Origin of the sequence: Deinococcus peraridilitoris DSM 19664 (assembly GCF_000317835.1) — a bacterium.
GTDB classification, from domain to species: domain Bacteria; phylum Deinococcota; class Deinococci; order Deinococcales; family Deinococcaceae; genus Deinococcus_A; species Deinococcus_A peraridilitoris.
On sequence record NC_019793.1, the window covers coordinates 459,718 to 485,365 of the forward strand.

General features: G+C 62.2%; 36 protein-coding genes and 1 tRNA gene. 24 read left to right on the forward strand and 13 right to left on the reverse strand.

What is annotated here, in order from left to right; translation table 11 throughout:
• Nucleotides 1–163: 163 nt before the first annotated feature.
• Entirely contained in the window at nucleotides 164–439 is a 276-nt protein-coding gene (locus tag DEIPE_RS24795) for a hypothetical protein (protein ID WP_245557655.1), read from the reverse strand.
• Here DEIPE_RS24795 and DEIPE_RS02100 point away from each other — a divergent pair.
• Together DEIPE_RS02100 and DEIPE_RS02105 are read left to right on the forward strand one after the other, a co-directional pair.
• Nucleotides 365–1,243, forward strand: a complete 879-nt coding sequence (locus DEIPE_RS02100; protein ID WP_015234669.1) for an IS4 family transposase — start codon at nucleotides 365–367, stop codon at nucleotides 1,241–1,243. The genes DEIPE_RS24795 and DEIPE_RS02100 overlap by 75 nt on opposite strands.
• A gap of 501 nt (nucleotides 1,244–1,744) precedes the next feature.
• Nucleotides 1,745–1,930: a hypothetical protein gene (locus tag DEIPE_RS02105; RefSeq protein ID WP_015234334.1), complete on the forward strand. Its 186-nt coding sequence runs from the start codon at nucleotides 1,745–1,747 to the stop codon at nucleotides 1,928–1,930.
• Between the two features lie 80 nt (nucleotides 1,931–2,010).
• Here the strand turns inward: DEIPE_RS02105 and DEIPE_RS02110 are convergent, their stop codons facing one another.
• A complete protein-coding gene (locus DEIPE_RS02110) occupies nucleotides 2,011–2,586 on the reverse strand; it encodes a hypothetical protein (protein ID WP_015234335.1) in 576 nt (191 codons plus the stop codon).
• A gap of 396 nt (nucleotides 2,587–2,982) precedes the next feature.
• On the opposite strand from DEIPE_RS02110, the gene hisZ reads away from it, so the two are divergent.
• From hisZ to DEIPE_RS02125, 3 genes are read left to right on the forward strand one after another with little or no spacing between them, the layout of a single operon-like run.
• Nucleotides 2,983–4,083 carry an ATP phosphoribosyltransferase regulatory subunit gene (gene hisZ / locus DEIPE_RS02115; RefSeq protein ID WP_015234336.1) on the forward strand — a complete coding sequence of 367 codons (1,101 nt, stop codon included), beginning with the start codon at nucleotides 2,983–2,985 and terminating at the stop codon, nucleotides 4,081–4,083.
• Nucleotides 4,080–4,757, forward strand: coding sequence for an ATP phosphoribosyltransferase (hisG, locus tag DEIPE_RS02120; RefSeq protein WP_015234337.1), 678 nt, complete (start codon nucleotides 4,080–4,082; stop codon nucleotides 4,755–4,757). Before hisZ ends, hisG begins: the two co-directional genes overlap by 4 nt.
• Entirely contained in the window at nucleotides 4,757–5,728 is a 972-nt protein-coding gene (locus tag DEIPE_RS02125) for a phosphotransferase enzyme family protein (protein ID WP_015234338.1), read from the forward strand. The genes hisG and DEIPE_RS02125 overlap by 1 nt, the downstream gene beginning before the upstream one ends.
• Before the next feature lie 240 nt (nucleotides 5,729–5,968).
• Here DEIPE_RS02125 and DEIPE_RS02130 read toward each other — a convergent pair whose 3' ends face one another.
• Both DEIPE_RS02130 and DEIPE_RS02135 read right to left on the reverse strand, forming a co-directional pair.
• Nucleotides 5,969–6,847, reverse strand: coding sequence for an SIS domain-containing protein (locus tag DEIPE_RS02130; protein WP_015234339.1), 879 nt, complete (start codon nucleotides 6,845–6,847; stop codon nucleotides 5,969–5,971).
• A 205-nt stretch (nucleotides 6,848–7,052) separates the two neighbouring features.
• A tRNA-Arg gene (locus tag DEIPE_RS02135) sits at nucleotides 7,053–7,129 on the reverse strand.
• 41 nt (nucleotides 7,130–7,170) lie between these two features.
• On the opposite strand from DEIPE_RS02135, the gene DEIPE_RS02140 reads away from it, so the two are divergent.
• Entirely contained in the window at nucleotides 7,171–9,075 is a 1,905-nt protein-coding gene (locus DEIPE_RS02140; RefSeq protein ID WP_015234340.1) for a peptidylprolyl isomerase, read from the forward strand.
• A 67-nt stretch (nucleotides 9,076–9,142) separates the two neighbouring features.
• Here the strand turns inward: DEIPE_RS02140 and DEIPE_RS02145 are convergent, their stop codons facing one another.
• Entirely contained in the window at nucleotides 9,143–9,664 is a 522-nt protein-coding gene (locus DEIPE_RS02145; RefSeq protein ID WP_015234341.1) for a DUF4388 domain-containing protein, read from the reverse strand.
• A 107-nt stretch (nucleotides 9,665–9,771) separates the two neighbouring features.
• Nucleotides 9,772–11,055, reverse strand: coding sequence for a UDP-N-acetylglucosamine 1-carboxyvinyltransferase (murA, locus tag DEIPE_RS02150; protein ID WP_015234342.1), 1,284 nt, complete (start codon nucleotides 11,053–11,055; stop codon nucleotides 9,772–9,774).
• 287 nt (nucleotides 11,056–11,342) lie between these two features.
• Here murA and DEIPE_RS02155 point away from each other — a divergent pair, with 287 nt between their 5' ends.
• From DEIPE_RS02155 to DEIPE_RS02180, 6 genes are all read left to right on the forward strand, one after another.
• On the forward strand, nucleotides 11,343–11,564 hold the full coding sequence (locus DEIPE_RS02155; protein ID WP_015234343.1) for a hypothetical protein: 222 nt from the start codon (nucleotides 11,343–11,345) through the stop codon (nucleotides 11,562–11,564).
• A gap of 111 nt (nucleotides 11,565–11,675) precedes the next feature.
• Nucleotides 11,676–13,589 carry a protein kinase domain-containing protein gene (locus DEIPE_RS02160; protein WP_015234344.1) on the forward strand — a complete coding sequence of 638 codons (1,914 nt, stop codon included), beginning with the start codon at nucleotides 11,676–11,678 and terminating at the stop codon, nucleotides 13,587–13,589.
• Between the two features lie 120 nt (nucleotides 13,590–13,709).
• Entirely contained in the window at nucleotides 13,710–13,976 is a 267-nt protein-coding gene (locus tag DEIPE_RS02165) for a Sec-independent protein translocase subunit TatA/TatB (RefSeq protein WP_015234345.1), read from the forward strand.
• Nucleotides 13,977–14,169: 193 nt separating this feature from the next.
• Nucleotides 14,170–14,751: a DedA family protein gene (locus DEIPE_RS02170; protein WP_245557580.1), complete on the forward strand. Its 582-nt coding sequence runs from the start codon at nucleotides 14,170–14,172 to the stop codon at nucleotides 14,749–14,751.
• Between the two features lie 136 nt (nucleotides 14,752–14,887).
• On the forward strand, nucleotides 14,888–15,865 hold the full coding sequence (locus DEIPE_RS02175) for a YifB family Mg chelatase-like AAA ATPase (RefSeq protein ID WP_015234347.1): 978 nt from the start codon (nucleotides 14,888–14,890) through the stop codon (nucleotides 15,863–15,865).
• 28 nt (nucleotides 15,866–15,893) lie between these two features.
• Nucleotides 15,894–16,091, forward strand: coding sequence for a hypothetical protein (locus DEIPE_RS02180; RefSeq protein WP_015234348.1), 198 nt, complete (start codon nucleotides 15,894–15,896; stop codon nucleotides 16,089–16,091).
• 21 nt (nucleotides 16,092–16,112) lie between these two features.
• On the opposite strand, the gene DEIPE_RS02185 is transcribed toward DEIPE_RS02180, so the two are convergent.
• Complete coding sequence (locus DEIPE_RS02185) at nucleotides 16,113–16,334, reverse strand: helix-turn-helix domain-containing protein (protein WP_157448734.1); 222 nt, start codon at nucleotides 16,332–16,334, stop codon at nucleotides 16,113–16,115.
• A gap of 98 nt (nucleotides 16,335–16,432) precedes the next feature.
• Between DEIPE_RS02185 and DEIPE_RS02190 the strand changes: the two genes are divergently transcribed.
• The 12 genes from DEIPE_RS02190 to DEIPE_RS23700 all read left to right on the forward strand — a co-directional run bounded on the left by DEIPE_RS02190 (nucleotide 16,433) and on the right by DEIPE_RS23700 (nucleotide 20,596).
• A complete protein-coding gene (locus DEIPE_RS02190; protein WP_015234350.1) occupies nucleotides 16,433–16,747 on the forward strand; it encodes a hypothetical protein in 315 nt (104 codons plus the stop codon).
• A 25-nt stretch (nucleotides 16,748–16,772) separates the two neighbouring features.
• On the forward strand, nucleotides 16,773–17,546 hold the full coding sequence (locus DEIPE_RS02195) for a DNA cytosine methyltransferase (RefSeq protein WP_015234351.1): 774 nt from the start codon (nucleotides 16,773–16,775) through the stop codon (nucleotides 17,544–17,546).
• Nucleotides 17,543–18,001 carry a DUF5662 family protein gene (locus DEIPE_RS02200; protein WP_015234352.1) on the forward strand — a complete coding sequence of 153 codons (459 nt, stop codon included), beginning with the start codon at nucleotides 17,543–17,545 and terminating at the stop codon, nucleotides 17,999–18,001. The genes DEIPE_RS02195 and DEIPE_RS02200 overlap by 4 nt, the downstream gene beginning before the upstream one ends.
• A gap of 164 nt (nucleotides 18,002–18,165) precedes the next feature.
• Nucleotides 18,166–18,567 carry a hypothetical protein gene (locus tag DEIPE_RS02205; protein ID WP_015234353.1) on the forward strand — a complete coding sequence of 134 codons (402 nt, stop codon included), beginning with the start codon at nucleotides 18,166–18,168 and terminating at the stop codon, nucleotides 18,565–18,567.
• Between the two features lie 10 nt (nucleotides 18,568–18,577).
• Entirely contained in the window at nucleotides 18,578–18,835 is a 258-nt protein-coding gene (locus DEIPE_RS02210) for a hypothetical protein (protein WP_015234354.1), read from the forward strand.
• Nucleotides 18,813–19,151, forward strand: a complete 339-nt coding sequence (locus DEIPE_RS02215; RefSeq protein ID WP_157448736.1) for a hypothetical protein — start codon at nucleotides 18,813–18,815, stop codon at nucleotides 19,149–19,151. Before DEIPE_RS02210 ends, DEIPE_RS02215 begins: the two co-directional genes overlap by 23 nt.
• A 33-nt stretch (nucleotides 19,152–19,184) precedes the next feature.
• Nucleotides 19,185–19,370, forward strand: a complete 186-nt coding sequence (locus tag DEIPE_RS02220; protein ID WP_041230646.1) for a hypothetical protein — start codon at nucleotides 19,185–19,187, stop codon at nucleotides 19,368–19,370.
• A gap of 17 nt (nucleotides 19,371–19,387) precedes the next feature.
• Nucleotides 19,388–19,543: a hypothetical protein gene (locus DEIPE_RS23695; protein ID WP_015234356.1), complete on the forward strand. Its 156-nt coding sequence runs from the start codon at nucleotides 19,388–19,390 to the stop codon at nucleotides 19,541–19,543.
• A complete protein-coding gene (locus DEIPE_RS02225) occupies nucleotides 19,540–19,815 on the forward strand; it encodes a hypothetical protein (RefSeq protein WP_015234357.1) in 276 nt (91 codons plus the stop codon). The genes DEIPE_RS23695 and DEIPE_RS02225 overlap by 4 nt, the downstream gene beginning before the upstream one ends.
• 10 nt (nucleotides 19,816–19,825) lie before the next feature.
• A complete protein-coding gene (locus DEIPE_RS02230; protein ID WP_015234358.1) occupies nucleotides 19,826–20,047 on the forward strand; it encodes a hypothetical protein in 222 nt (73 codons plus the stop codon).
• Between the two features lie 24 nt (nucleotides 20,048–20,071).
• Nucleotides 20,072–20,260 (forward strand): DUF1653 domain-containing protein, encoded by a 189-nt coding sequence (locus tag DEIPE_RS02235; protein WP_015234359.1) that lies wholly within the window; start codon nucleotides 20,072–20,074, stop codon nucleotides 20,258–20,260.
• Nucleotides 20,261–20,440: 180 nt separating this feature from the next.
• Nucleotides 20,441–20,596 (forward strand): hypothetical protein, encoded by a 156-nt coding sequence (locus tag DEIPE_RS23700; RefSeq protein WP_157448737.1) that lies wholly within the window; start codon nucleotides 20,441–20,443, stop codon nucleotides 20,594–20,596.
• Between the two features lie 70 nt (nucleotides 20,597–20,666).
• On the opposite strand, the gene DEIPE_RS21900 is transcribed toward DEIPE_RS23700, so the two are convergent.
• The 6 genes from DEIPE_RS21900 to DEIPE_RS02265 form a co-directional block, all read right to left on the reverse strand.
• A complete protein-coding gene (locus DEIPE_RS21900) occupies nucleotides 20,667–21,599 on the reverse strand; it encodes a tyrosine-type recombinase/integrase (protein WP_015234361.1) in 933 nt (310 codons plus the stop codon).
• Nucleotides 21,600–21,877: 278 nt separating this feature from the next.
• Nucleotides 21,878–22,303 carry a hypothetical protein gene (locus tag DEIPE_RS02245; protein ID WP_015234362.1) on the reverse strand — a complete coding sequence of 142 codons (426 nt, stop codon included), beginning with the start codon at nucleotides 22,301–22,303 and terminating at the stop codon, nucleotides 21,878–21,880.
• Nucleotides 22,300–22,647 (reverse strand): hypothetical protein, encoded by a 348-nt coding sequence (locus tag DEIPE_RS02250; protein WP_015234363.1) that lies wholly within the window; start codon nucleotides 22,645–22,647, stop codon nucleotides 22,300–22,302. The genes DEIPE_RS02245 and DEIPE_RS02250 overlap by 4 nt, the downstream gene beginning before the upstream one ends.
• Nucleotides 22,648–22,721: 74 nt before the next feature.
• Nucleotides 22,722–24,620: a discoidin domain-containing protein gene (locus DEIPE_RS02255; RefSeq protein ID WP_015234364.1), complete on the reverse strand. Its 1,899-nt coding sequence runs from the start codon at nucleotides 24,618–24,620 to the stop codon at nucleotides 22,722–22,724.
• Nucleotides 24,617–25,111: a glycoside hydrolase family 108 protein gene (locus DEIPE_RS21905; RefSeq protein ID WP_015234365.1), complete on the reverse strand. Its 495-nt coding sequence runs from the start codon at nucleotides 25,109–25,111 to the stop codon at nucleotides 24,617–24,619. The genes DEIPE_RS02255 and DEIPE_RS21905 overlap by 4 nt, the downstream gene beginning before the upstream one ends.
• Entirely contained in the window at nucleotides 25,108–25,575 is a 468-nt protein-coding gene (locus DEIPE_RS02265) for a phage holin family protein (protein ID WP_015234366.1), read from the reverse strand. Before DEIPE_RS02265 ends, DEIPE_RS21905 begins: the two co-directional genes overlap by 4 nt.
• Nucleotides 25,576–25,648: the final 73 nt, after the last annotated feature.

Genomic DNA, 25,648 nt, shown 5'->3' on the forward strand with positions numbered 1-25,648 from the left:
GTAAATCGAACGAGCAATCAATCGTCGCTTCAACTTCCTCCCCCGCTTCGCTTCATTCTGTCCTGAGGTATGAAGCGTCGCTTTGTCTATCGAAGTTGAGGTCAGTCTAGGTTCGACGGGTCCTCAATGACCTTGGTACCCGACAGTTTTGAGTGCAAGGTTCTCAGGAGCGAGTGAGGCATAAAGAAACGCGTCCCAGCCTGCCTTCGATGCCTTCCAATCCCGCCTGCGGGCATACTTCCCCGCTTACCGCAAGAACCAGCTCGACCTGCTCGTCCTGATACTCTTCGCCCTGATCACCGCGCAGGACACCCGGCATGCCAAGCTCGCCACGCGTTTCCCCGGCCAAGCCAAAACCTCCTCGGTGATCCGGCGGATTGAACGGTTCTTCCAGCAGCACCCGCTGTGCCCACTCGATGTTGCCCGCTTCGTCCTCCAAGCCCTCCCGGACGGCAAGCGCATCTTCATTCTCGACCGAACGAACTGGAAACTTGGGATGCAGGACGTCAACCTGCTGGTGCTCGCCGTTCGCTGGCGCGGCGTCGCGATCCCACTCTTGTGGGAGACGCTCGACCATGGTGGAAGCAGCAACCAGAGCATCCGCGCGGAGTTGCTCAGGCAGGCACTCGAACTCCTGAAACCCCACCAGATTCGCTTGTTGATCGCTGACCGTGAATTCATCGGTGCAGACTGGTTGGCGTTCCTGACCGGGCACCGCGTGCCGTTCTGCTTGCGCATCCGAGCAGATACCAACGTCGATGGTTTGCCGGCGTGCGAGTGGTTGCCTGACCTGAAGGCGCACGAGCGCGGGGTGATTGCGCACGAGGTGGAGGTGATGGGTACCTTCGTGAACGTCGCCGTGGCCGTGAGCGCTGAGGGTGAGCGGGTGGTGGTGATCGGGACGTTACGAGCCGAGCGGCTGCTGGACTGCTATGCCGCAAGGTGGGCAGTGGAGTCACTTTTTGCTTCGATGAAGTCCAGGGGTTTCCGGCTGGAATCGTCGCACATGACGCGGGCGGCGCACGTGTCACGGCTGATCGGGTTGCTGACGTTGGCATTGGTGTGGTGTGCGTTGCTGGGCGCCGGGGAGGCACGGCGGGTGCTGGTCCATGGCCGCGCGGCGGTGGGGATGCTGGCAGCTGGCTGGTCGAGGTTGATACGGGCGTTCACGCGGGCCGTGTGGGGCGAGGCTGCCACGCTCCTGGAGCTGGTGGACCAGCTTTTCTCACCGGCTGGCACTTGAAGTCACAAAACTGTCGGGTACCAAGCTCAATGACAATTGAGGAATCTCACAACCCCTTTATGCAGAATTTATCCAGGACACTGGTTTATGAGTAATGTTGCGAATCTAAGCCTTCGATTAAGATTAAAACGCACTGCCGCCTCATCTTCATGTGTATTTGGCCCCTTCCCCGTCAGATTTCTGAAAATCCAGTGAGATTCGTTTCAAGAAGGATGGGCTGCTGTGTGAGCTCCGAATCAGGTTGCGATCAGACTGTCGGAATTGGCACCTGATGGGGCATAAGCGCTTGCTCCAAATGCGACACACCTTGACGGCCAGGTCCAAGGCTGTCACCGCCATTCCCAGGGCGTCGCCCTGATGGCTGCTCCAAGGTGGCCCGATGCTGCGACAGCTTGAAGTTTGATGCCGTTGGGCACGGGCGGAGTTACAAGTTCATTCAATATTCAAGCCAGCTTGCGGCAAACCCGAGCTTTTTCACGTCTGCTTCGAAACACTGGAAATATGACCACACGAGGCATCGACGAAACCGCAGACCGGTGGCAACGCGCCCGTAAGGGAGTGCGCGCCCGTCTCCTGCTGCTGACCCTGCTCGGCGGAGGCGCGGTGATCTGGGCCAACGATTTCACCGAGAGAACCACCACCCAACAGATGGAGCAGGAGCTGCGCCGGGACGGCCTGCGAGGCTGAACCTGGCAGTGAAAAACGGGTAGAGGCACGCAGTTTCCCACTGAAATTTTGCTGCCGTGGCCTTGACAGCGCCGCAGGCCTTACTGTACGCGCCGGGAGACTTTGTTTCCTGCCGCGTCGGTCACCACGATGTCCATGAATTTTCCGGTCGACTCCGCGAAGAACGGGACGCGCCGGGACGCGCCAAGGCCCAGCTTGCTGCCGTCAACGCTGATCGACGTGACCTTGACGTCGTCGGTGGCCACACCGGAAACGCGCAGTGTCTCCCCTTCCCGCTCGAACTTGGTGATTTCCAGTTTGGGCGGATTGGGATCATAACGCAGCGGCAGCGCAATCTTGGTGGACAGGCCACCCTCGTCGACGGCTTCGATGCTGTAATCGGCACGGTTCGAGGTGGTCGAGGTCCGGAACGCGAACGGTACGATCTTGCGGCTGCCTTCGCGCAGGGTAAGAGGCTGGCCGTTCACGCGGATCTGGGCAATCGCGCGGTCGTCCATGGCGTAACCGCGTACGACCGTGCTGTTCTGACGTGAAACAGAGCCCGCAGCCGGCTCGGTGATGATGATGCGAGGCTGAAAGGCGTCGGTCTGCCGGGCACAACTGCCCAACATGGCCAGGCCGAGCAGCAGCAGACAGGCACGCGGCGCACGGAACATGGAGAGAGTATAGAGCGGTCATGACCGGCGGCGTTCGGTGGCGCCGCACACCGCCGAATTGGCCTCTCGGGTATCCGGGCAGCGCGAGGTCCTGTCATGAAGCCAAAAGCGCGAGGTCCTGTCATGAAGCCAAAAGCACAGTATCGTGAGTCCCGTTTGGGCGGCTGTCCGCTCCGGACAGTCCGACTTCGGCAGAGCCGGACCAAAGGAGCGTGGAGGACAAAAGCGGGCCGGTCAGCCACCTGCTTTACACAGTCGAAACCGCCCGCGAGTCCGGTCAGGGGCAAAACGCTATAAGGAGAAGGGCATGAAGGACAGCGCTCAGCGGTCATTGAACAGGGCACAGTTGAACAAGGTGCACAGGACGCACAGGGCACGGCCATGCGGAGCCCGCCGATGATCATTCCCGAAGGCACGCGCGACGTGCTGCCTCCCGAATGGGCGTGGCGTCAGGCGCTGGTCCGTGAGTTGCAGCTGCATTTCCACGCCTGGGGATACCAGGGCGTCAGCGTTCCCGCCCTGGAACTGCACGACCCTGCCCATCCGCAGGAAGCGCGGGCCTTCAAGCTGATCGACCGCGAAGGCGCGGTGCTGTCGCTGCGCAGCGAATTCACGACTGCGGTGGGCAGGCTCGTCCGGACCCGCTTTCCTGACCATCCGTATCCGCTGCGCCTGCAATACGGCGGCAAACTGTGGCTGCGCCATCAGACCAGCGAACCCGGACGCCTGCGCGAGTTCACGCAGATCGGCGTGGAGCTGGTGGGGATCACAAGCGCGCGCGCGGACGCCGAGCTGCTGGAACTGGCACGCAGCGGCCTCGCTCGGGTGGGTGTGCAAGCAAAACTGGAGATCGGCCACCCAGGCTTTGTCGATGCCGTGATGGAAGACTGCGGTTTGCCCGAAGCGGACCGGGGCGCCCTGCACGCGGCCATCGACCGCAAGGCCATGCCCGAGGTGCGCAGCCTGCTTGCGCGCCACGCCTTGGACCGCGATGCGGCGCAGGTGCTCGAAACCCTGCCGGAACTGTACGGCGGTCCGGAAGTGCTGGCCGAAGCGCGCGCGCTTCCGCTGGGCACGCGGGCAAGCGGGGTGGTGCAGCGGCTGGAGGACATCACCGCACTGTATGGCTCGCCGCTGCTCTTTGACCTGGGCATGTCGCGCCGCTACGAGTACTACACCGGCTTCACCTTTCGCGCCTACAGCGCGGGAATGTCGCAGCCACTGCTGGGCGGTGGACGCTACGACACCGGGATTCCCGGCGCCGGCTTCGCGCTGGGACTCGAGCGCCTGACCCTGGCGCTGGGCGCACCTCCGCAAGGCCACGAAGCAGTGCTGGCCCTCGATTTCGCTTCTCTGCGCTGGGCACATGCTCAGGGCCTCAGCGCTGAGCTGGCCTGGACGGACGACATCGTGGAACTCACCCGTTACGCGCAGTCGCGCGGCATCACCCATGTCGCGCAGGGAGAAAAGCTGCAGGACCTCGGGGCGCTGACATGAACGGCACCGACGTGAAGCGCGCGGATTCGCCGTCCGCCTCGATTCTGACCTTGGCCCTCCCCAAAGGACGCCTGTTCGAACAGGGCGTGGACCTGCTCGCGCGCGCCGGGCTGAGGGTGCATTTGCCCGAGAAAAGCCGTGCGCTGCGCCACCGTTTTGTTCAGGAAGACGGTGAGGTCGTGCTGCTCGAACTGCGCAATTCGGACGTACCGACGTACGTGGATCTGGGTGTCGCCGACGCCGGTATGGTCGGTAAGGACGTCCTGATGGAAGCCGGACGCGACGTGTACGAACCGCTCGATCTGGGCTTCGCACCCTGCCGCCTGTCCCTGATTCGTGAGCGCGGCGCGACCTCGCCTATTCTGAGGGTGGCGTCGAAGTACGAACGCCTGACAGCGCAGTTCCTGCGTGACCGGGGCCTCGCGGCCGAAGTGGTCAAGCTGAGCGGAAACATTGAACTGGCCGCCCTCACTGGCCTTGCGGACGCTGTGGTGGACATCGTTCAGACCGGCTCGACCTTGCAGGCCAACAACCTGGAGGAAATCGAGACGATCATGCATTCCAGCGCCCGCTTTGTGGTGAATCGCACGGCGCTCAAGCTGAAACGTGAGCGACTGAGGCCTTTGATCGACCGTCTTCGCGATCTGGTTGAGCGCACATCGACGACTGGTTGATGGTCGACCTTTCGCGTCCGCTGCTTCATGACTTCGCGCGACTCTTCGGGGTAACACGCTCCTCGCTGCACCTCGTGAACTCGGGTATCAACGTGGTCTGGCGCGGCGAGCGCGAAGGGACGACCGTGTACCTCAGGTGCGGCCACGAGGCACACTTCGGCGAAGCCAAAGTCCGGGGCGCCACGAGTTACCTCGCGCACGTGTTCAGCCGGGGCGCCCCCGTGTGCGAGCCATTCCGGTCGGTCAACGGCGAGTGGTTCGAGTCGCGCCCGTCGGACCAGGGCCGCTGGTACGCCACTCTGGTCCGTGAAGCACCTGGCAGGAGGCTTCATCCCGGGCAGCTGGACCCGGCTGAGGTTACGGCCTGGGGGCGTGCGATAGGAGCGCTGCACTGCGCTTCACGTGATTTCGCGCCTCCCCCTGACGCGCTGATCAAGCGATTTTCGGGCATGTGGACGAGCGAAATCGAGGAGGCACTCGCACGCTCCGAGCCGCGTCTGTTGCCACTGTACGCCGAGCTTTCCGCTTGGGCACAGTCAGCACCACAAGAACCTTTTGGAGTTACGCACGGCGACATGCGCGCCGGAAACGCCTTTTGGGATGGAGCGCAGATCACCATCATCGACTTCGACGAGCCCAACTGGGACCGACTGGCGGCCGATCTGGCGCGGCCGTTGCTGGAATGCAGCGCCGGGCGGTGCGCGGCGCTGCTTCCCTTTCTGCTGGCCGGTTACCAGGAAGTGTGCGGAGTGCAGGGCAACGTGGAACAGGCGCTGCCGAACCTGCTCCGGCAGCGCGCCCTGATCATGTTTGCCTGGTCGGCCCAGGAGTGGCATGGCCCGTGGACGGAGCCGCCTGCGGAAGTCGCAGAAGTCGATTCGTCGGACACTCGGGCGTTTCAAGGTTGGCTGCTCGCCCGGCTGTTGTCCGGTGACTTGGCAAGGACACCCGGCGCTGACGCTATGAGGTGAAGCCCGCCGAGGAGCATGGGGCCATCATGCCCTGAAGCTCATGCCCTGAAGCTTCGTACGGCAAGCCAGGCAGCACTCCGCTCGGCTCGCCCCGCCTCCTCTTACCGAGTTGCGTTGACGGCTGAGCGACGCGAAGCAGTCATGGCCCCAGACAGTGAGCGGACTCAGCAACGAGGTTGGGTTCATAGAGGACCACCTGGGTATCGCTCTCAGCTGCTCCGAAATGCACTCCGGTTCGTATCAGTTCAGCTCTTTGTCCACTGGTTGATCGAGGCTGGCCAAAACCTCACGCAGCGGCTTGGAGTCTTCAGGCTTCTGGCCGTAGCGCTCGGCGAGGTAATACCCCACCCAGGCACCGAAGTACCACAGGGCGAGGCTGCCCGCGTACCCGCCCGACCCCTCGGGGTAAGGCACCGCGATCACCTCGTCGACGCGGCTTTCGAGCACCTCGCGCGCCAAACCAAGTTCCTGGTCTTCTTCGCCCAGGAGCAGCGCCACACGACCATCCCCATGCTCGTGCCTCGCTTCGAAGGCGCCCGTCAATACGTACAGGGGATCGTGCTCGACGGGCAGCGACAGGCTCTTGCCGATGCGCGCGAGCAACACCTGCCAGGCCCAGGTGAGAAAGCCTTCGCCCTGGGGGGCCAGCAACAGTGGTGTGCGGTTCCACAGGCTCCAGGCGAGTTCACGCGCCGGGTTACCCTCCCCTACCTCTGGCACGCAACGTTCGGCCAGTGAGGCCATAAGACGGTCTGCTTCCTGGGCAGCCTCGCCTTGCCCGCAGGCGTACGCCACCCGCTGGGCATACGCGTACGTAGACAGCACGCTGCGGGGCACCAGACCATCGAGTTTCTGGATGTCAGCTTCACCCAGGCGGACCAGGGTGGCACCGCTCGCCTCGGCGATGTTGGCGTAATCGTCGGCGGCCACTTCCCAATCCGCCGAGGCCAGCACGAACTGCGTCCCACTGCTGGTGAGACGCCGCTCGATGAGCGAGAGCAGCAGCTCGGCGGGCAGGGCGCCCTCACCCAGCCCCAACACTCCATACGGGCCTTCCCTGGAGGGAGCGCCGTCCACCGAATGAGGCAGGGCGCGCAGTGCGTCGGAAAAGTCGGGCATACAGTCCTCCTGAGGTCATCTTGACGAATGGAACCGCGAAACGAACATGAACGGGCCGCCAGGCCACCGGGCGAGTGAAAAGTAACAAATTCTGCGTTCTCGTGAAGCTCAAGAGCGCTTCATCTCGCCTTGAGACAGCGTGCTAGAATCCCTGCGTGCGGTTGTGAGCGAGAGAAAAAACACCACCCGCTGGGTGGTGTTTTTGTGGCGCGCCCGACAGGATTCGAACCTGTGACCTTTAGCTCCGGAGGCCAACGCTCTATCCAGCTGAGCTACGGGCGCAAAGCGGGGCAAGACTAGCACGCTCCTGAGGAGGAAGTCAAGTGAACCAGAAGCTTCTCGTACGCGTCCTGTTGGGCGTTTTGGCCCTACTGCTCGTCGCCGGTATGGTGGTGCAGTTCACCGGACCCGGCATGTCCGGCCTGAGTTTGGGCGCACAGCGCGGCACACCCGCCCTGAAAGTCAACGGCGTGACCGTCACGGTCGAGGAACTCGAACGGGTCCGGCAAGGCAATCAGGTGCTGTCCATGGCCCGTGACGGCGCACTCGGCGAGGATTTCAAGACCGTCATCGTCGATCAGAAAGTGCGCGAAGTGCTGCTCTCTGAAGCTGCGGGAGACGTGAACGTTCCGCGTCAGGAAGTCAACAGTCAGGTACAGGAAATCCGGACCCAGAACAACCTCACCAAGAACAGCGACTGGACCGAGCGCCTGTCCGCGCTGGGCTACACCGACTCCAGCTTCCGCGAGCAGCTGCGCTCACGACTGGCCATCGAGAAGAAGGCCAAGGCCATTCAGGACCAGGCGCCCAAGGCGACCGAAGCCGAAGCGAAGCTGTACTACGACCTGAACCCAGGTAACTTCCGCTCCGAGGAGCGTATCTCGGCCCGCGCCATCGTGGTCAGTGATCAGAAGAAGGCGGCAGAGCTGCTGTCTCAGATCAAGGGCGGTGCGGATTTCGCCAAGCTGGCTTCCGAAAACAGCCTGGAGAACAAGGAGCGCGGTGGTGCACTGGGCGCCGTGGAGAACGGCAGAATTCGTCCGGTGGGACGCGTAGCCCTGCCCAACGAGGCCTCGGAAGCCGCGTTCAAGTTGACCTCGGGCGGTGTGACCGACGTGGTCAAGTCGGGCGACAAGTACTACATCGTCAAGGTGGAACAATTCGTCGCGCCGGGCACCAAGCCTTTCGCCGAAGCGAAAAACGAAGCCCTCAAGGCCGTCGAGAACCAGAAGAAAAATGCTGCTGTCGAACGCTGGCTCGAGGGACTCGAAGCCAAAGCCGACGTGCAGGTCATCGACAAGAGCTGGGATTACTACAACCCGGTGGTGGCCACGGTCGGCGACCAGAAGGTGCAGTACTCCGAAGTGCTCTCGGCGATGCTGAGCAACCCGCAGTTCGGTCAGTTCATCCAGCAGGGCGGCGACCAGGCCGCGACCCTCGTCAACGGTTTCTTCAAGCCGCAGGTCCTCACGACCATCATCGAAAGCTACGGCGCCGAGTCGATCGTCAAGGAACTCAAGCTGCCCCTGACCGGCAGCCGTCAGGAACTGCTCGCCGGTTTGCAGGCCTACGGTGGACGGGACGCCAAGGTGACCGACGCCGAAGTGCGCCAGGCGTACGAGCAGCAAAAAGCGCAGTTGTCCACGCCAGCGCGCGCCAATGTCAACGAAGCCAGCTTCAAGGACCGCCAGAAAGCATTGGCCTTCCGCGAATCGTTCGTGAAGAGCGCCGGTGATTTCACCCAGGCCGCCGCCAAGGCTGGCGGAACGGTCAACGAACTCGGCGAGGTCACGGCCGGTGACGGCAAGCTGGGCGAAGTGGCCTCCAAAGCCGTGTTTGACTCGGGCCGTCTCGCTCCCGCCGGTGACGGCAGCGTCAGCGATGTGGTCGAGGCGAATGGACGTTTCAGCGTGATCTACGTGACCGACCTCGTCAAGGCCAGCAGCCAGCCCTTCAGCGCAGTCGAAGGTCAGCTGCGCGAGCAGGTACTGACTCAAAAGCGCGCCGCGCTGGGTCAGGAGTTCGTGAAGCAGCACCTCAAGAAGGTCAAGGTCGAGAACCGGCTGGAAACGGTCATCAAGGCCGTCGAGAAGCGCGCCGCGCAGAATACGATCAAGCCGCCCGCAGCCGAGGAAGGCAACCAGACGCCAGATGCGGCCACGCCGCAAGCGGCCCCCAGCGGCCAACCCGAAGGGGAAACCCCGAACGGAACCACACAGGACAAATAAACCCAGACAGCAAGGACGGGCCAGTGGCCCGTCCTTGCTGTTGCTCACCGCCCGCCGCCCGCCAGGTTCAGGCGGCGTACTCGATTTTTCCAGCCTGCCAGAACGGCAAGAGCAGTTCCAGCAGTTCTCGGGGTGGCAGATCGCTGTCGCTCACGATGGCGGCCAGGTGGCCCTTGCCGATGCCGGAGAGCGCGAGGTACTGGCGACGCGTAACGCGGGTCTGATCGCTCCAGCCGCCGGTGAAGCGCAGCGGACGGGACCAGTCCGGAAAGGCCCGCAGCAGTTCGGCCCAGGCGTCGCCTTCTTGCATCATGCGTCCGAGCAGCATCTCGCGGCGCAGCCTGATGGTGCGCTCGGGCGTCGTCACATTCTGTTCGAAGACAAATCGGCCATCGGCCAGACTGGAAATCAGGCTGATGGCCTCGTCACCTGTCTTACCGAGGGCAGTCGCGTGTACGACCTCTCCGTTTTCGATCCAGATGTCGCCACCGCGCGCGTGTTCGAGGTGCAGACAGCCTGTGCGGTTGCTGCTGAGCAGCATTTGCATCACGCCGAGAAGTGCGAAGTCAGCCAGATTGCCCGAAAGCATGCGGGCAGTCTAGCACCGCCGTTGCGCTTCGGCCCAGCAGGGACACACGCCAAAAGAGGCGGGAAGGGCAAGTCGCCCTTCCCGCCTCTTTTTGGGCGCGTGCCCGTTCAGTCCATCGCGGCGGCCAGCAGTGGCTCGCCCTGGTAGGCCTGGGCGCCCACACCACGCAGACGCTCGGCCAGACGCTCGTAGCCACGGTTGATGTACTGCATGCCGTCGATGACCGTTTCACCCTCGGCGGCCAGCGCGGCAATGAACAGTGCGGCACCCGCCCGAATATCGGCTGCCCGAACGGGCGCGCCGTGCAGCGTGGCTCCCTGAATCACCTGGGTGTGCTCGCTCACGACGATGTCCGCACCCATGCGGTTGAGTTCGACCACGTGTGTGAGGCGGTCCGGGTAGATCTTGTCCGTCACGACGCTGGTGCCAGGCACGGTTGCGAGCAGTGCGCTCATCTGCGGTTGCAGGTCCGTCGGGAAACCGGGAAACTCCAGGGCTGTCACGTGGGCAGGCCGCAGTTCACGGGTGGCGTCGACAAGAAGCGAGTCACCGTTTTCCAGAATCACCACGCCCATTTCGCTCAGCTTGGAGCTGATGGCGCGCAGGTGCGGGGTATTGACGTTGGTGAGGGTCAGCCTGGAGCGGGTTGCCGCTGCGGCGATCAGGAAGGTACCGGCTTCGATGCGGTCGGGAATGACACGGTATTCGCCGCCACGAAGTTCGCGGACGCCGTGAACGGTGATGGTGTTGGTGCCCGCTCCGCGAATGTCGGCGCCCAGCGAATTCAGGAAATTGACCATGTCGACCACGTCGGTGTCGATCGAAGCGTTGTCAAGCTGAACCTGATCTTCGCCCAGCACGGCGGCCAGAATGGCGTTCTGCGTGGCACCCACCGTCAGCATGTCGAACACGAAGCTGCCGCTCAGGGCACCGGCGCGGCGAGCGTGAAAGGATCCGCCTTCTTCTTCGAGCTCGACACCCAGCGCGCGAAAGGCCTTGACGTGCTGATCAACCGGACGGTGACCGAACGCACAGCCGCCGGGCATACTGACCTTGGCCTCCCCCGCCCGGGCGATCAAAGCTCCCATCACGATAAACGACGCCCGCATCTTGCTGACCAAAGCGTAGGGAGTTTCGATGCTCGTCAATTCCGGCGTGTGCAGCACGACCGAGTTCGGCCCGATCCAGGCGCAGCGGGTGCCGAGGTGAGACACGATCTCCAGGATCGTATAAATGTCACTGAGACGCGGAATGCCGTGCAACGTCACCGGCTCCTTGCTCAGCAGGCTTGCGACGATGATGGGCAAGGCCGCGTTCTTGCTGGGCTGAATTTCGAGCTCTCCGGTGAGGGGTCTTCCACCGATGATGTGCAGGGGGCTGGCGTGGAGCATCAAGGTCCTTTCCGAACGACTGAAACAGTCGGTTTTTATCGGTGAAATCGGCAACAATTCGTTGTCTGCCAGCATCTTACACATGTTGCTCAGGTGCGTCTATAGCTTTTTAAGCGTTTCGTGTTGAGGGTACTCATCTAACGTGCTAGGCTGGATTTGCTCCGCAACAACCGAAGGCTGCTCCTTCAGCTGCTTGCAGAGTGTCAGACGATTCATACCATGACGGCCAAGCGCCTCATGCGTTGTCTATAGTTCATGACCCTGGTCATGATCCTTGGGAGCAGGCGATGCCGAAAAAGGACCGCAAACGCTTGCAGGTGGTGATTTCCGATGAGCAGGACGCCCTGCTCACGAAAACCGCCTACGAGCTCTCCAGCCCCGAGCGCCTGATTTCCAAGAGTGAGGTCGTTCGGCTGGCCATCGAGAAAATTGCCCGTGAGCTGGGCGAAGGTGAGCAGCTCGACGACTACCGGGCGCTGCTCGAAGACGAAAGTGTCAAGGACGAGTGAGACGTACTGGCCAGAGAGGCCCGCGAGTTCGTGGGCCTCTCTCCCGTCCGCACTCATCGCCTCCCCGACTTACCGACAAGTACGCGGACACCAAAGCACTACACTGAACGCATGGAGTCTTCGCCCGGCCCGGCCCTGCTGACCGGACGCTACGTGCTCGGCGAACTGATCGGTGAGGGCGGCAGTGCGAAGGTCTACCGCGCGACCGACACTGCCCTGGCCCGCGATGTCGCGGTGAAGCTCCTGCACGCGCACGTGCTGGAAAATGACCGGCGACGTTTCGAGCGTGAAATCCGGACGCTCGCGCGCGTATCGCATCCTGGCGTGGTGGCCATTCACGATTTGGGCCGTGATGGGCAAGGCCAACTGTTTTTCACCATGCAGTTGTTGCTGGGCGGACCCCTCAGCGTGCTCGGACCCCTCGACGGCGCGCCCCAGACGCTGCAGCAGTTCTTCGAAGCGGCCACGTTCGTCGCGCGGACCCTCGACTTCGTGCACGCCAAAGGCGTGATTCACCGCGACCTGACCCCGCACAACATCCTGCTGGGCGAGGACGGCATTCCCCGGGTCATGGACTTCGGCCTCGTGTACCTCTCCGAAGGCACCCGGGACCTGACCCGCGCCGGCTACACGCTGGGTACCCCGCAGTACATGGCGCCCGAACAGGCCAAGGGAGGCTTCGTCGGTCCACACAGCGACCTCTACGCCCTCGGCGCGGTGTTGTACCGGGTGGCCACCGGGCGACCTCCTTTCGACGGTGAAAGCGATCAGGCCGTGCTGTACCAGCACGTCTACGAACGCCCGACACCCCCTCACGAAGTCAACCCGGCCGTACCTCTGGCCTTGTCTCACACCCTGCTGCAACTGCTGGAAAAACGCCCCGAGGTGCGCCCCGAAAGCGGCGCGCACCTCGCCGAACTGCTCCGCCTCGCACGTGATGACGAAGGACGACGGTCCTCCGGGGGGCAGTTTCGAGGTGGTTGGGGGCGTGCAGGCGAGTACCAGGGAGGGCCTCGCGACCCCGCCTCCCTGCGCGAACGCTGGAGCGTCACTCTGGGCGGCGAGGTTACCTGGCCTGCAGCCGTGACGGCGGGGGGTCCGGTGATTGCGGTGGGCACCCGACGCAGCCGCCTTTCGCTGGTGGACCGTTCGGGTCGGCGCTACGCTGACCTGAGCGCCGCGGACGAGGTCACGGCGCCCGCGACCGTCGAAGAGGACCACGCCGTGTATGGCTCCTGGGACGGCAGTTTGCGCCGCGTCACGCTGGAAGGGGGCGAGGAGCGCTGGCGGCACAAGACCCGTGCGGAGATCACCGGAGCCCCCACGTTGTGGCAGGCCCATTACCTCGTCACCTCGCGCGACGGTCACCTGCATTGCGTGGGCCGCGAACGGGGTGATCTGCAGTGGGCATACCGTGCGGGTGCGCCCATCGCCGCCAGTCCGGTGATCTGGGCCGGCACGGCCTTTGTGGCCGACGAGGAAGGCTGGATTCATGCCGTTGACGCCAGCCTGGGCAGCGTGCTGTGGAAGGTGCAGCTGAGCACGGTCCACGCCACCCCGGCCCTGGCCCACCTCGGCCCGCGCGAAGCAGCCTTGATCGTGCCCGCGTGGAACGGCGAGGCGCACGCACTGCACCTGACCCTGCAGCAAGGGCGGCCCACCCTGGCCGAGGAGCCACTGCTCTGGATCTATGACCTCGAACACGAGATGTGGGCGTCTCCGGCAGCCGACACGCAACGTGTCTACCTGGCCACCTGGGACGGCACTGTGCACGCGCTGACCTTGCGCGGCGCCGATGAGGTGTGGACCCGCAAGCTGCAGGGCCGCGTCACGGCCAGCCCGGTGCTGGCGGCGGGCACGCTGTACGTTGCCAGCGAGGCCGGCGAGGTCGAGGCTCTCTCGGCGCGTACCGGCGAGGTGCTGTGGTCGGCCCGCTTCGAGCACGGCGTGCAGGCCACGCCACTGGTGCATGATGGGACGCTTTATGTTGCCTTCATGAACGGTACGTTGCGGGCTTTCCGGTAGCGGACGACTCCAGAGGCATCCAAAGTGACGTTTGCCCGCATATAACCCCAGTAGACTGAGGCATTCGCAAGCCACCCGTCCTTCTGTCCCGTCACGCCCGTCAGTTCTCCGGAGGTTGTTATGTTTGGTCTCGGACCCGCAGAAATTATCGTGATCCTGCTCATCGCCCTGGTTGTTTTTGGACCCAAGAAGTTGCCCGAAATGGGCAAGAGTCTCGGTCAGGGCATTCGTGAATTCCGGCGCAGCACCTCGGGCATCAAGGAAGAACTGGAGTCGAGCTTCCGCGACGATCCCAAGTCGGTGGCCAGCACCGAAGCGCCCGTCACCCAGACGGTCATCGCCCCCAGCGACAGCGTTCCGGAGATCGAAAAGCGTCCTCAGGCCTGAAGGACACATGAGGACACAAGGAAGCGCCCGCAATTTGCGGGCGCTTCCTTGTGTCCTTCCGGGCTGCTGAGTGTAGACCTGCACATCAGGGTCGCGCCAGATCCTCATCAAGCGCAGAGGCAGCCGCCCCCCCATGATTTCCCCGGTAGAATGAGACGATATGAATTTCGGTGAGTATATTGACCCAAGTTATTTGATCAAAACCTTTTCGTATGTAGGACTCTTTGGCATCGTTTTTGCTGAAACGGGTCTGTTGATCGGCTTTTTCCTTCCCGGGGACACGTTGCTCCTGACGGCAGGTATCTTCGCTGCCCGCGGTGACGTCACGCTGTTCGGCGTCATCCTCTCCTGCTTTCTGGGCGCGGTCATCGGCAACTCGGTCGGTTACTACATCGGGCACCGCTTCGGTCCCGCTGTGTTTTCACGGCAGGACAGCCGCATCTTCAAACCCGAATACGTCGAGAAAACCCGCGGCTATTTCGAGCGTTACGGCGCCCTGACCCTGATCATTTCGCGCTTTGTGCCCATCGTCCGGACGTTCGTGCCCACCATGGCGGGAGCCGGGCGCATGGATTTCCGCCTGTTCACGCTGTACAACGTGATCGGCGCCCTGATCTGGTGCACCACCGTGCCGGCCGCCGGCTATTACCTCGGGCGGCTCTTTCCGCCGGAAGTGCTCGACAAATACATCCTGGCGATCATTCTCGGTGTCATCGTGGTGTCCGGACTGTCGGTCGCGGTAGAGCTGCTTCGCCGTCGGGTCAAGGCGTCCTGAATTCGCGTTCTCAACGCATCCAGCAGGCGGGCGGCGAATATTCGCCGCCCGCGATTTTTTTCCGCTCTAGCATGACGACCATGCCTGCCTCCCCCACCGATCCGTTCGTTGCCTCCCTCCCCCTGGACGTGCCCTGATGCTGGCAACTGCAACCAGTGTCGCCCTGGTGGGCGTGGACGCCCTGCCCGTCACGGTCGAGGTCGATGTCTCTCCCGGTCTGCCGGCTTTCAACGTAGTGGGACTGCCCGACCAGGCCGTCAGCGAAGCGCGTGAACGGGTACGGGCCGCCATTCGCAACAGCGGTCTGCCGTTTCCGGCAGCGCGCATCACCGTGAACCTGGCCCCGGCAGACCTGCGCAAGGAAGGCCCGGTGTTCGATCTGCCCATCGCCCTGGGCCTGCTGGCCGCCAGTGGCCACCTGCCCCCGCAGGCGCTGCACCACCTGCTGACAGCGGGGGAGCTGGCACTGGACGGCAGTTTGCGGACAATTCCTGGCGCCGTCAACCTGGCGATCAAAGCCGACAGCCTGGGGGCGCAGGTGCTGGTGCCGCTCGGCAACGCTTCAGAAGCAGCCCTGATCGAGGGGACACAGGTGTTCGGGGCGGGCACGCTGCTCGAAGCCCTGAGTCACCTGCTGGGAACAGCGCCCATCGCGCCGACGCAGGCGGTGCTGCCTCCTCCCTCCACCGATTGCAGGGTGTGTCTCAGCGACATCAAAGGGCAGGCGCAAGCCAAACGGGCCCTCGAAATTGCGCTGGCAGGCGGACACAACCTGCTGCTGATCGGCTCACCGGGCAGTGGAAAGACCATGCTGGCACGGCGGGCGGCGTCGCTGCTGCCTCCCCTCAGCCGTGCCGAGGCACTGGAAGTGATGCGCATTCACAGCGCAGCCGGCCTGCTGACCAGCCGCCACAACCTGCGCAGTGAGCCTCCCTACCGGGCACCACACTCGACGGTTTCCGACGCCGGGCTGATTGGCGGAGGCAGTGTGCCCAAACCTGGTGAGGTCAGCCTCGCCCACCGGGGCGTGCTGTTTCTCGACGAGTTCCCGGAATTTTCGCGCAAAGCGCTCGAAAGCCTGCGTCAGCCCCTCGAAGACGGCTGTCCAGTTTGAGGATTAAAGAGGGTGCTTAGGAGCACCCGTGCTGCAGCTTGATGACCTTCCCTACCCTGTTCGTTTGCATGTGCGTCAGCATGGCCGGGCGTTCGCCTGGTGGATGTACAACGCGAAGCAGCTGCGCCGTACTCTGACGGATCCGGATCCGCTGGTGGTGTTCGAGGTGATCGGCGTGGAGGTGGCGGGCGTGATCGTGCCGGTCTCCATGGTGCGGGGTGTCTGACTTGCCGGCCTGAGGCTCTGGTCAGTCGGGTTCATACTCCAGTACATCGTTGGGCGTAAAAGTTTTTTTGGTGATCCTCGCGAGAGCGTTGAGGATGTCATCGACCGTGTCGAGGCTGGGTAAGCGGTCTCCACGGACGATGGCGTAGAGCTGGGCGGGTTTGATGGTTTTGACCTCCTGCGCGAGACGGTAGGCGGACACGTCGTTGTCGTGGAGGAGTTCGCGCAGGCGGACTCTGAGCACGCGGCTACTGTACGTCATGTATACTTCACCTCAGGTATAGTATACTGTAAGTCAAGTAATTAGGCCGCTACTCCCTCTTGTAGAGCGCTGGAGAAGAAATGAACACACGTACATTCCGCGTCGGCAACATGGACAACTACTTCTCCCCAGAGAACCACATGCCAGCCATCATCGCAGAGGCCGAAACCCACGAGTACGCCGTGTACGGCCCGCTTGACAAGCTCTGCGCCCAGATGGTCGCTGAGGACTTCGCGGCCAAGAATTTCGACCGCTTCGAGTACCCGAACTCGTTCGACCTTCTCATTTGGGAAGACGGCACTCCAGATGTCGCGTACCGCGTGTACGTCGAAGTCAGAAGCGAACCTGTGTTCGACGGGAGTGCGCGCCGAATCGACACACCGCTCAATAAGTAACCTTATCGACCCACCGGAGGAACGAATGACACTCACCGTAGGCTCGCTCTTTTCAGGCATCGGAGGTCTGGAACTCGGCCTGGAATGGGCCGGGATGCGGACCATCTGGCAATGCGAAATCGACCCCTTCGCCCGCGCGGTGCTGGAAAAGCACTGGCCGAACGTCCCGAGGTTCACCGATGTACGAGACATCACCGCCGCCACTGTTCCCCGACCTGATGTCCTCTGTGGAGGATTCCCCTGCCAACCCCACAGCAGCGCCGGCAAGCGGCTCGCGAGTGACGACGAACGCGACCTCTGGGGTGAGTACGCCCGAATCATTGGCGAGCTTGAGCCTCAATGGGTCGTGGCTGAAAACGTACCAGGGCTTTTATCAAGCGAAGCTGGACGGTTCTTTGGAAGAGTTCTCCGGGACTTGGCCGCGCTCGGGTATGACGCGGAGTGGGACTGCATACCGGCTGCAGCCGTCGGTGCCCCGCACATCCGTGACCGCGTGTTCATTGTTGCCTACCCCCGTGGCAGTGGACGCGAAGGATACGCGGAACTGCACCGTCAAACGCCGCCCAGGGTCTACGGCCAGCATCGGAGTGACCTTGACGGACTGGGTGAGGCTCAACACCGAGCGCAAGAGGCTCACACCGTCCTTCGTGGAATGGATGATGTTGCTTCCCGCCGAGTGGACCGACTTAGGACCATCGGTAACGCCGTCTCGCCCAAAGTCGCGCAAGTTATCGGGCAGCGAATCATAGCTGCCCACACCGCCCTACTACAGGACAACAACAGCGAAAGGACACCATGACCTACGATTCACGACCCGACACGCACGAACACATCAACCAAGTCCGCGCCTACCTCATGCGCGCCACGCACGAACTCCTCTACCGCAGCGAAGAACACGACCGCAGCAAACTCCTCAGCCCCGAAGTCGAAGTCTTCAACCGGGTCACGCCACGACTGCGAGAACTGACGTACGGCTCAGCAGAGTACAAAGCCAGCCTCGCAGAGATGGGAGAAGCCCTCACGCACCACTACCAGCACAACCGGCACCACCCGGAGTACCACGAGAACGGCATCAAGGACATGAACCTGATTGACGTGCTGGAGATGCTGTGCGACTGGGCGGCAGCGTGCAAGCGTCATGCGGATGGCGACATCTACAAGTCCATCCGCATGAACGCTGAGCGCTTTGGGTTCAGCGCTGAGTTCGAGCGGCTGCTGAATAACACCGTCGAAGCGCTCGACCTTCGCGCCTGACTTTAAGGTCTATACGCCGAATGGGGCACATAACGCTGTCTGCCCCATTAATCGCCCCAATTCGCCCCATTCATCGCCCCAATGTGTCCCATTCAATCAGCGTCAAGGCGGCAATCAATCAAACAAAATTCTCGCGTCCCAGACGACAAGAAACGGAGTTCGCTATGACTCAGCAGGAAAACAAGCAAGCAATGACGCCAGCAATGGCCCGCGAGCTGCTGGAGAATGCCACGCCGGGCCCGTGGAGCTACGACCGCCCCAGTGGCCTCTCCTATGGCGACCACGGAACCGTCGAGGAATACGCCGAGTACTACGAGATTCAGAATGAGAATTGCACTGTGGTGGCCTCTCTAGCCGCTGATCATGGTGACGTTCGACTGCTGGCAAGCGCGCCTGACCTCGCCCGCCTGGTCATCGAGCAGGCCCGGCGAATCAGTAGCCTTGAGGCTTCCCTGCTGGCTATCTGCGGCACGGACACCACGCCCGAGTACACCGGCCCGCACGACGACCACCTCACCACACCACGCGAGATTGCCCGTAGTGCGCTCGGAATCGACGGACTGTAGGGGGTATTTGATGGACCATTCAGACCTCAAACTTGTCCGACGCCCGTTCTTCCACACTGCCCAGGATGGCCGCATCACCATCATTCGAGACGTTCCTACGACCGTTTACAGCAACTTGGAAGGCGAGGAGTCCCTGAGCTACATCCCAGAGGTCGCAGAGCGCGTGTACACGATGCTGGGTAGCAGCGAGCCGTTCAATGCGGACGGCGTGCGGGTGCTGTACTACACAACTCCTGTGCCCTCTGATGGGCCGCTCTACAGCCAATAAGAACGGAACGACGATGCCGCGAGCCCGGCGCAAGCAAAAGACCCCAGACGAAGAAATCGGCGAGTGGCTTTGGTTTCTCTCGATTCGAGATGACGGGTTCTACCTCGTGAATGAACGTCGGTTTCTCACGCGCGAACTGGCCGAACAGCATGGGCAGAAGGTGCGCCGAAAAGTCCACGTGAAGCCGCATCTCAAAGGCCAGGTACACGAGGAAATCATTCACGTGACGGCGTACGACCCGCAGCCGATGACCTTCCGTCAGATTCAAAACTTTATGCGTGCGACTGCTTGGCAGCAGGGTCGAAACGCACTCTAAGAGAGGAAGTACGACATGTCACGAATGACACGCATGAACACACTGATTCAGGAACTTAGCGAGGCAGCGCGGCAGGTGCTCGACACCGATAAATTGCGCACGGAGCACGGCGCTGAGCCTATTTGGAATCGTATGCAGGACCAAGCGATGCAGCGTCTTCAAAAAGCCCGCGATGAGTTTGAGGCGTGGAACGCCGCGTACCCGCACACCGACGACTGAGTAGGAGAGGTAGTACCGTGCATCCAAATGACAAGGTGGCCCAGCGACGAGAACGCAAAAAGGCCAATCGTGAAAAACGCCGCGAAGAGCAGCTTGAGCGTGAATGGCATCGAGAAATGCTCGAACTGTATAAGTCAGAAACGCCTAAAGACGAGCGGGTAAGGGGAGTATGAGTCAGACTGAAGTTGTGACTCGACCAGAGCTAACCCTGACACTCAAGGTGCCTGAAACCGACTTTGATGGCGTTGACTTGACCTTAGCTCTGCAATTCATCATTGATGCAAAGCAACACTTCGACCGTTACGGAGGGAGCGAGAGCACGCGGTATGGCTTGTGGTCTTCGTACAAGGTGCTGCACCGCGTCATGGCGCGGTACGCCGAGGCGCTGGGGGACTCGGCGCTGTTTGGGGCCTTTCCAGACCCTGACGAACTGTTCGCCCGCTAAGGAGAGGTATATGACAGTTGCTGAACTTATCGCGCTCCTACAAGCCATGCCCCAAGATGCACAGGTCGTCACCGACCTCGCCGAAGCGGGAATCGTGCGCGTCGGTCCACCAAGAGAAGTCATCGTGTACCGGCGCATCGCCGGAACGAAGCGCAGGCGCTCTTACCTGACTACATGGTGGTATCGGGACGAGCCGCTGCCGAGGATTCATGCCCACTGCGTCATGCTGTGACCGCCCCCTAAAAGGAAAACAACGATGAAAGGACACGGCCCCCATCCGCTTTGGCGTCACAAAAAGACAGGCGGCATTTACGAGGAAATCGCGCGTGGCCGCCTTGAACACGATGAAACCCCCGTGGTGGTGTACCGACACTGCCTGAAGGCTGAAGTGTGGGTGCGCCCAGAGGCAGAGTTCATGGACGGTCGCTTCGAGCCACTGGGCTAACCGCCCTACTTAGTTCAAACGAGGACCCTCATCCAAGAAATGAAGTATTTGTTAAGGTTAAATATGCCGCGTCAAAACGGAAGGGCGAGAAGTCGAGCAAGAGCAGTCGTTCAAGAACAACTCGGCAACATCACGGCAACGAAGCCGGAACCCACTAAGGTCTACGACGCCCCGATCGACATGACGTACGAGCCCCGCAGCCGCGTGGACCGCAAACGCCTCTACGTGAACAGCCGCGAGAATAATCGCGCCCGTGAACTGGAACAACGCGAGAAAGACCGCCTCGCCGCCCTTCGAGCTCGCGCAGCTGCAGCGAACCTGCAGGCCGAGAACTAATATCAGATCTAACAGAGAGCCGCCCCGATGGGCGGCTCTCGTGGTTCCACTGGGTTTCTGTTCCAGCACCTCAGCTCGCAGCTGCTTCACCCCAGTGGTTCACCACGGCTGCGATCTTGCGCCGGTCGCCCTTCGCGTACGTCTCGGTCGTCTGCGTGCTGCTGTGCCTGAGATGGGCTGCAGTGAGCATCAGATCACCCGTCTCGTCATGCAGTCTGGTCGCGCAGTGGTGCCTCAGACCGTGAAACTGCCGCTTCGAATACCGCACCTGCCCTTTCTCGCACAGTCGCTTCAGGTGATCGCGCAAGGTGCGCTCCTGACGCCAACGCAACACCCGACCCTCACGCGTCGGCAACGCCTCCAGGGCTGACACCAGCGCCGCGCTGAGGTGCACCTTCGCGGCTTTGCGGCCCTTGCCAATCACCATCACCTCGCGCGCCTCCAGGTCGATGTCCGACCACTGCAGCTTCACCACCTCGTGAATGCGCAGGCCAGCTTGGGCGGCCATCAGCACCATCACGCGTTCCATCGGATCCGCGACGGCCAGCAGCTTCTCCACGTCCTCGTTCGAGTACGCCTCTCGTTTCAGGTGAGCCGGCACGTTGTCCCGCACGGGTGGAATGTCCGCGAACGGATCGCTCTGCGTCGCGCCTGCCCAGCGCAAGGCGCGGTACAGGGCCCGCACGCCGGAGCGGGCATTGTTGACGCTGCCGGGCTTCAGGTCCCGGTGCAAATGCCCGAGGAAGGCCGCTCCTAAATCCGGGTCACCTTCAAGTAGCCGCCTGGTGCTCATGCGTTCCGTGAACCGCAGGAATTTGCGCAGGGCGCCACGGTACTGCAAGAACGTGCGAGGGCTGGTCTGCGAGGCTGAGCGGCCGTAGTGCAGCTGGTGATGCTGCACGAGGCTGCAGAGGGTGGGGTAGTCGCGCTCATCGAGGGCGCGGAGGGCCACTTTGGCTCGCTTCTTCTTCGACAGGTCCGTCCAAACAAAAGATTCGCTCACGGTGTCTCCCGTGAGCCGGTCTGGATGTGGCGTGACCAAGGGCCATAAAATGACCCTTGGGCCGCTAGTACCGGCTCCACGCTCAGGGCTGCTCGAACAGCGCCTGAGCACCTTTATTCTATTTCGCCTGTAGTTAAAACGTTATCGCCCTACACGCCGTTTTCTTAACGCAAACGCCTGATAATTTCGCAGACAACAAAAAATGCCCCGCTCCCAGCCGAAGCCAGGAGCGGGGCAAAAGTGTTACCGCACGAGCACAGCCCAACCGTACCCGCACATCACCGGAAGTCAGGCGCAGGAGGCGTCAAAAACTTCGCGCGCAACGCACCATCAGGCAGACGGTACCGAGCGAACACATCCACGTGCTCACCCGTCATCTCCAACACGAACGACTTCCCGGCCGGAACGAGCACCCGACTGAAATCACACAGCACCTCCGGGCCATTCACAACGCAACGCGCGTCATTCAAACGCAACCGGGAACCACTCAACTTCCACTGACCCAGCGTCACGTCCTGCCCAACTGCCGAGAAACGCAACGCGGGTTCACCTCGCCCTGAAAATCCCCGTGAAAGACTCGCAGCGTCACCTTTGCCCAACTCCAGGGCCGCCGTGTCCTCCGGGCTGAACTGCGGACCTGAGGTACTCGTGCTGGGCGCGCAGGCTCCCAACATCAGCAGTCCGAGCAACCAAACACGCTTCATTCCACCACTCCACTCTGCAGTTCAGGTGCGTTCACGACCGGCCCCACTCCCACAGGCTCGTCTTTCAGCAGCTGGTAGGCGAACTCGATCAACGCCGCGGCCAGCTGACGCTGCTGAGCGTCCACCAGCGGAGTGTCCATGGCGAGCTTCACGAGTGGCCCGAAGCGAGGGATGAACACCACCGCGTCATCCAGCTTCTCGATGAACTCCACCAGGTTCTCCGTGGCTTTCTCTGCGGCAGCGGTGCCGGTGGCACCCAGGGCCATTTGTTCACGGACGTACTTCTTGGCGGCGGCGAGGGCTTCTTCACTAAAGAACTTCTTGAGTTGATCGGCGACGGTCATGCGGTCCTCCTGACAGGAAAGAAAAGGAGTACCTGACTCACGACAGGTACTCAACGAAAAGTTGAGCTTCCAGGTTATTGACGCTCGAAAGCGCCCGCGTCGATATTGCTGCTCGGCAGCGTAAAATTCGCCAAATCCACCGTGACGCTGTACGGCACACCAGCAATCGTCACCGTCAGGTACTGCAGAATCGAACGGTTGAGGGCCGGAGAGTCCGCCTGCAAGCGGTAATCACCGGTCGTGCTGGCCTTCAGCGGCCCAACGAACTTCGGATCAGCCAGCACGGTGGTGCTGGCCCGCGCGGTCGTCCCGTTGTTGAAGCTCGGCCCGCCCCCCGTGCGCCAGATGACGTTATGCCCCTCATCCGCACCTTGCCCGTAGAATTCACTCTTCGAAGGATTCGAGCGACCTTCGATGATGTTCCCGTGCGCGCTGAGGATCGTCGAGTCACAACCGGCAAAGCACGCGATACCGACATTCACGTAATACGCGGTGTTGTTGTGGAACTCCGTACCGAAGTTCGCGCCCCATCCACTCTCCGCGCCACGCACCACCAGCAACTCCGCACCCACGTCCGCACCGACGAACAGGTTGTACTGGTACTTGTTGTAATCACTACGGTTATCCGTCGATCCACCCAACTCACTGAAGGTCGCTTCGTTCAGCGCTTTGTTGTGATGAATCCAGTTGTTGCTCCCCCGGAAGATTTCAATGCTGGCCCCTTCGATGAGGTAATCCTCACTGCATCCGAAGTTCGCACTGGTGGTGTTCCAGGCGACTTCGTTGTCATCACTGTTCAGCAGGATCGCGAAGAAGCCGGAATCGTTATCGCCGTTGTCCGGGGTGTTCTGACTGGCGATGCTCATCTTCTCCAGGGTGTTGCGCAGGATTTTGTTGAAGCGCCCCTTGCCTTCCCCGTCCGTGGTCTGGATGCCCACTGTCAGACCCGTGAGGTAATTTCCTTCGATGGTGTTGTTGCTGCCCGCCACGCGAATCCCGACGCGCCAGCCTGCCGGTGTGGTTTTGCATTTCACCGCGTCCGAAGGCACCGGAGGGACGTGCGAAGACGCCACGGTGACGCTCAGACCACGCACCTGCTGGTAGGAGCCGGTGACGTTGATGGTACTCTCACCGCTGGTCATGCGGAATTTCGGCATTCCCAGCGACGTGTCACCGTACGCACCGATGGTGATGTTGCTGGTGGACGTGCCATTCCATTTCGCGGCGAACTGCCCATCCCAGCTGCAACCCCGCTTGAAGTAGAGTCCCTCACCGGGATTCAGGCTGAGCGTGCTGACGTTGGCCAGGGTCCGCCAGGCCCGCGTCGGATCACGTCCATCGAGAGAGTCACTGCCGGCGCAATCCACGAAGTACGCCACTTGATCCGGTGGCGGCAGCAGGTCACCGGAGGGTTGCACGACCACTTCACCACTGACCGGGGAGGTGGTCGTGCCGGTCGCATCATCCGGCAGGCTGGTGCCGATCAGGTTGAGCGGGGCGTACACGCGCAGTTCGTTGATTGCCACCGCGCTGTTTTCGCTGTTGCCGTACCCGGTCACGCGGATGTAGCGGGCGCTTTGCCGTGCCCAGGTGAGCGTCTGGTACCCCTCCTTGTCTCGCGCGGGTCGGAGGGGCGTGACCGTCCGGCGACTCACGACCGTCACCCATGGGCCCGAGGTGCTCCCCGCCAGGTCGACTTTCAAGGCGGTGTTGCGTTCCGCTCCGCGGTACAGCACCAGGTCAATACTGTCGACGTCCTGCACACTGCCCAGGTCGCACGTGAGACTTTGAGGCGCAACGTTCGCGGAGAACCAGGTGTTGGCCTTGCCGTCAATGGCGAGCGTGGGGGGAAATTCACGCTTCAGGCCGCTGCTGGTGACACTCACGCAGGGAATCAGGGCCCCCTGCGCCTGGGTGACGCAGGAAGCGAGGAACGCCAGCGCCAGCATTACTCCCAAGGGTTTGTAGGTCATGTGATCTCCTCGAGCGCCACGAAACGGCGCAAGTCATTCAGGCGGTTCGTCCAGCCACGCATGAAGCGCAGCTGCGTCGGGTTGTGCCGGACGATCGCGCGGTAAAAGGCGCCCCGAGCAACCAGTAACTCCCGCGCGATTTCGGTCTGCATGTTCGGTGTGCCCATCGGCACTTGCGCTTTGGCTTGCTTGAGCATGTACCCGAGGTTTCCTGGTCCGTGGTTCACGGCGATGTCGAAACACACGGCGTTCAAGGGCCACACCCGCCCGGCCGTCACGCGGTTCCAGTACCGTTGTCGGTAGATGGCGGCGACTTCGGCGGGTGTGATGCTCCAGACATCCCGGGGTGGTCGGCCCTGAGCTTTGCACCAGGCGTTGAAGGTGCCCTGGGTGATGCCGCAATTCGTGCGGCCACCCCGGTCAAAGGGATCGTCGACCTTCCCGCCTTCCCAGCGGAGCGTGAATCTGAGGGCGCGTTCAAAGTCCGTCATGCGGCCTCCTTTGTGGCGGGCGCCTCGCCGCCCCGACCTTTGAGGACGGCGATGACGGCCGTCAGGACGGGCGGGACCGGGAGGCCCATTCGTCCGGCGTTCTCGGTGATGCTCAGCAGTTCGATGGCGATGAACCAGTACGCCACGCCGTTGCGCAGCACCGGGCCCTGCCCGAGTGCCTGGTCAGTCAGGTGCCCGACGGCAATCAGCGCGAAGATGCCGACTTTCTTCACGACGCCCCGGTACCCGCGGCTGCTTGACAGCCCCGGTCCGAGGTTCTTCTTGCCTTCGTAAGCGGAGGCGCCCCAGCCGGTACCGAAGTCGATAACGCTGAGCAGGAACAGCTGCTGGAGTGGGGGTGTCCACTCACCGAAGAGGTGGGTGGTGAGGAAGCTGGTGCTGATACCGATGAGGACACCGAGGGTGGTGAATGTCGCCTCGATGGCGGCGGGAAATTTGATCATGATGCTCCAACCGCCAAGGCGGAATGAAAGAGGCACCCCTCACGGAGTGCCTGGTTTGATGTTGTTTGTGTGT